Genomic DNA, 3,153 nt, shown 5'->3' on the forward strand with positions numbered 1-3,153 from the left:
GTAAGTCCTGCCATGCCCTGTCCGTCGGAGCGCGTGTCCTGGTTCAGACCGATGATCCGCAGCGGATAAAGTGCATTCTAATCCGCATGCGCTTTATCCTCTAAATGCGCTACAGTTTTCTCTCTTTCGTCTTCTGATATTTCAAGGACCTTGCGTACTTGCTGTTCAAGCAAATATGCTTCAGGTAAACGGAACGTATATGTGGATGCAAAGATGGCATTGCTCAAGCCACCCAAAGCATACTCGGCGCGTATATTGTTTTTGTCGGTACAAAGAATAATACCGATAGGCGGATTATCATCAGGATCATTTACTTCAGTAGCATAGTAGTTTAGGTATTCATTCATTTGCCCGACAGCGGATGCCATGAGTTTTGTTGCTTTCAACTCTATTAGCACATAAGCACGAAGAGGCTTATTGTAAAAGACCATATCGACCCTATCATGATCTGGCCCTACCGGTATTCTTTGCTGTGTACCAACAAACATGAAGCCTCTACCAAGTTCCAGCATGAACTTCTCTATTTGGGCGACAAGAGCGCGTTCCAGTTCGCTTTCTAACGGAGCATGATCGGGAAGATCCAGAAATTCTAGAACATAAGGGTCCTTGATGATGTCGCTTGGCTTTGAAAGCTCTATTCCTCTTTCTGCTAAGGTGAGCTTGTCTGTCTCAGACGCATTGTTCTTGGCCGATAGAATCCGCTCGAAGAGCATACTGTCGATTTGGCGTCGTAGCTCACGTACTGACCATCCTGCATTTGCCGCTTCATTCTCATAAAAATTACGCTTTTGTTCATCAGATAAATCCAAAAGCGTGCAGTAATGTGTCCAGGTTAATTTTCCAGTCACTGACTGGAAAATCCTATGTGTGAGATAGAATTCCCTCATATGGTAAAGATTTGTTCGCGAGAAGCCCTTGCCATATTGAGAGCTTAGGCGTTCGGAGAGGCGCTTGAGCGTCTCGTCTCCATATGCCGCGCGGTCTTTGCCGCTCTGTTCGTACGTTACGATCAACCGGCCGATATTCCAATAAGCAGTAAGCAATCCAGCATTAACATGCTTAGCAACATTGTTTCGCGCTAATTTGAGAGTATCACCGATTTCGGCAACCAATTCTTCAAAAGAGGTTGAAAGTGATGTATCTATCGACATGCTTTGACTCATGTCTGTATTGTTGTGCATAACAAGATCCCTCTCTCAGAGTATAGATATAGGTTAGGCGCTAATCGATGGCAATACTATGTCTGCTTTTTGCTTCGCTCATTGTACATTTTGCTTATGACGCCTAGAGAGCGCTTACTCAACTAATTGGTTTGACGTCTCACACAATGCACTTTATCCGCTGCGGATCATCGGGTTGAACCAGGACGAGAAGACCTCAGGCGGCATGGCAGGGCTTACGTTCTTGCTTGTAAAGAATAATGGTATGGATGGCAGAAAAGTTGAGTATGTACCACAGACCTCAGGTAATTATACGCAGACTCATTTATACAGCTGCTTGCAAGAGAGCGGGTGGTATTGGCAAGCCTTTTCAGAATCGGTGAAAACGAACATCGTATCCGTTAATAAAATGTCTGCTTATTGCGTAGCACCGAACACTACTCAATCGTATATGAATTTTGAGGATGTCAGTGGCACTGCTAGTTCTGAGCGATTATTCTTCTTATCATTGCCCGAAATATACCGTCTGCCCGCATTCGATGACAAAGGCTATGCTTTGGGAGCCAGTAAAAATGAGCAGTATCTAGCAATTGCGGAGCAAGGATTGCCATTTGAGGCAGGATGGCTACGCGATGTTTGCTTTAAATCCACAGGTGATGGTTCATTGAGTCGTGGGTGTATAGGAGGTGACGAATATAGTCAGTACAGCTCATTTGGATATACGCCCAACTTCACTTATGCGGCATTCTGCTTCTAGGCTTCCTGCTTGGAATCCATGCAGCGTTGATTAACAACCTCTTAAGAGATGGCAGCGGCAAGCTGTCATCTCTTTTTGCAGCCAAGAATACTTTGAGGACCATAGAAGCACTTCAAACTGCCGCAAACGAAGACGATCAGTCATGGTGGACACGATCCATTTGGTCCAAATCAGATGGTATAACGCCGCAGAATGATACTAATGTCATTGTGCAATCGTGAGAGGGGTTGGCCTGGTGGTTGTGCGTCGAGCCAAACAGACGGACCTATAGGTATATCCCTTGTTTCCGTGGCAACTGCTTATTGGCGAAACAATATGAGCTAACAACGATTCCGGAGGTCGCAGGAGAGGCCTCCGGAATCTTGATCAAACCTGATTAATGAAATGTTTAGAGACAGAAGGCTGGCAAATAACCCTGGTTCGCAGTCATGTACGATTGGCCGTAATAGGCATTACCTTGGCTATCGCATAGACCAACTAGAAAACCATTGGGTTGGCCAGATGCGGAAATAAAGCCCCTGAGCCAGTATTGCTTTGCTAGACCCCATTCTTTGAGCGCCTCTTTGCTATCTACTATTCCATTTTTATCGAGAAAGAGGTAGAGTTCGTCCCCATTTACACCAACGCCCATACCACTTTCTGAGTTATTCCTATTTAGCTCTCTAGGTGAAAGAAGGAAGGCTTTTGCATTTATTCGGGGGCCATAATCAGTCGTGCCGTTATCGATTCTCTTTAAGACTGCAACGGCTGCATTTTTCACGGTTGAACAGAGGTCTCCACCGGGATCCAAGAACTTACTGATATCGTTTTGAGTATGTCCTATATTGGCGTTGTCAGCGCTATTGTATTGCCGTGTCCCAGGCGATTCTTTAAACATGAACGTGAGCCCCGCCATGCCGCCTGAGGTCTTCTCGTCCTGGTTCAACCCGATGATCCGCAGCGGATAAAGTGCATTATCAGAGCGCCCCGCATTCTCCCCGGCAAGCGTGCTTCCTCCGCGCGACCATGCCCACGATGCCCCTTGCAACCTGTCGCATCCGCCGCCTGCCAGCGCGTCTACCACGTGATCACCTTGTCCATCACAGCCTGCTGCTCGCTTGCGGTCTTGCGCAGATAGATCCTGGTCGTCTCGATGCTTTCATGCCCCATCAGATCAGCCAGAAGCGATAATCGGCCAAGCTGATCACGTTTTCTAGGAAGGTCTTGCGCGGGATGCGCACCACTTTCAATCGCGCC

General features: G+C 46.9%; 3 protein-coding genes and 1 pseudogene. 1 reads left to right on the plus strand and 3 read right to left on the minus strand.

The window, feature by feature from the left end; translation table 11 throughout:
* Window positions 1–77: 77 nt before the first annotated feature.
* Window positions 78–1,181, minus strand: coding sequence for a PDDEXK nuclease domain-containing protein (locus tag NFR19_RS08750; RefSeq protein ID WP_251213410.1), 1,104 nt, complete (start codon window positions 1,179–1,181; stop codon window positions 78–80).
* 175 nt (window positions 1,182–1,356) lie between these two features.
* On the opposite strand from NFR19_RS08750, the gene NFR19_RS08755 reads away from it, so the two are divergent.
* Window positions 1,357–1,917 (plus strand): hypothetical protein, encoded by a 561-nt coding sequence (locus NFR19_RS08755; protein WP_251213411.1) that lies wholly within the window; start codon window positions 1,357–1,359, stop codon window positions 1,915–1,917.
* A 388-nt stretch (window positions 1,918–2,305) separates the two neighbouring features.
* On the opposite strand, the gene NFR19_RS08760 is transcribed toward NFR19_RS08755, so the two are convergent.
* On the minus strand, window positions 2,306–2,980 hold the full coding sequence (locus NFR19_RS08760; RefSeq protein ID WP_251213412.1) for a DUF6273 domain-containing protein: 675 nt from the start codon (window positions 2,978–2,980) through the stop codon (window positions 2,306–2,308).
* Window positions 2,974–3,153: pseudogene (locus NFR19_RS08765) on the minus strand (hypothetical protein); the annotation flags it as partial. The gene NFR19_RS08760 and the pseudogene NFR19_RS08765, both read right to left, overlap by 7 nt.

Source organism: Adlercreutzia murintestinalis, from assembly GCF_943192905.1.
GTDB lineage: Bacteria > Actinomycetota > Coriobacteriia > Coriobacteriales > Eggerthellaceae > Adlercreutzia_A > Adlercreutzia_A murintestinalis.

Coding starts and splice junctions, on each gene's coding strand:
- NFR19_RS08750 (WP_251213410.1), bottom strand. CDS start 1,181: ATGCACAACAATACAGACATGAGTCAAAGCATGTCGATAGATACATCA.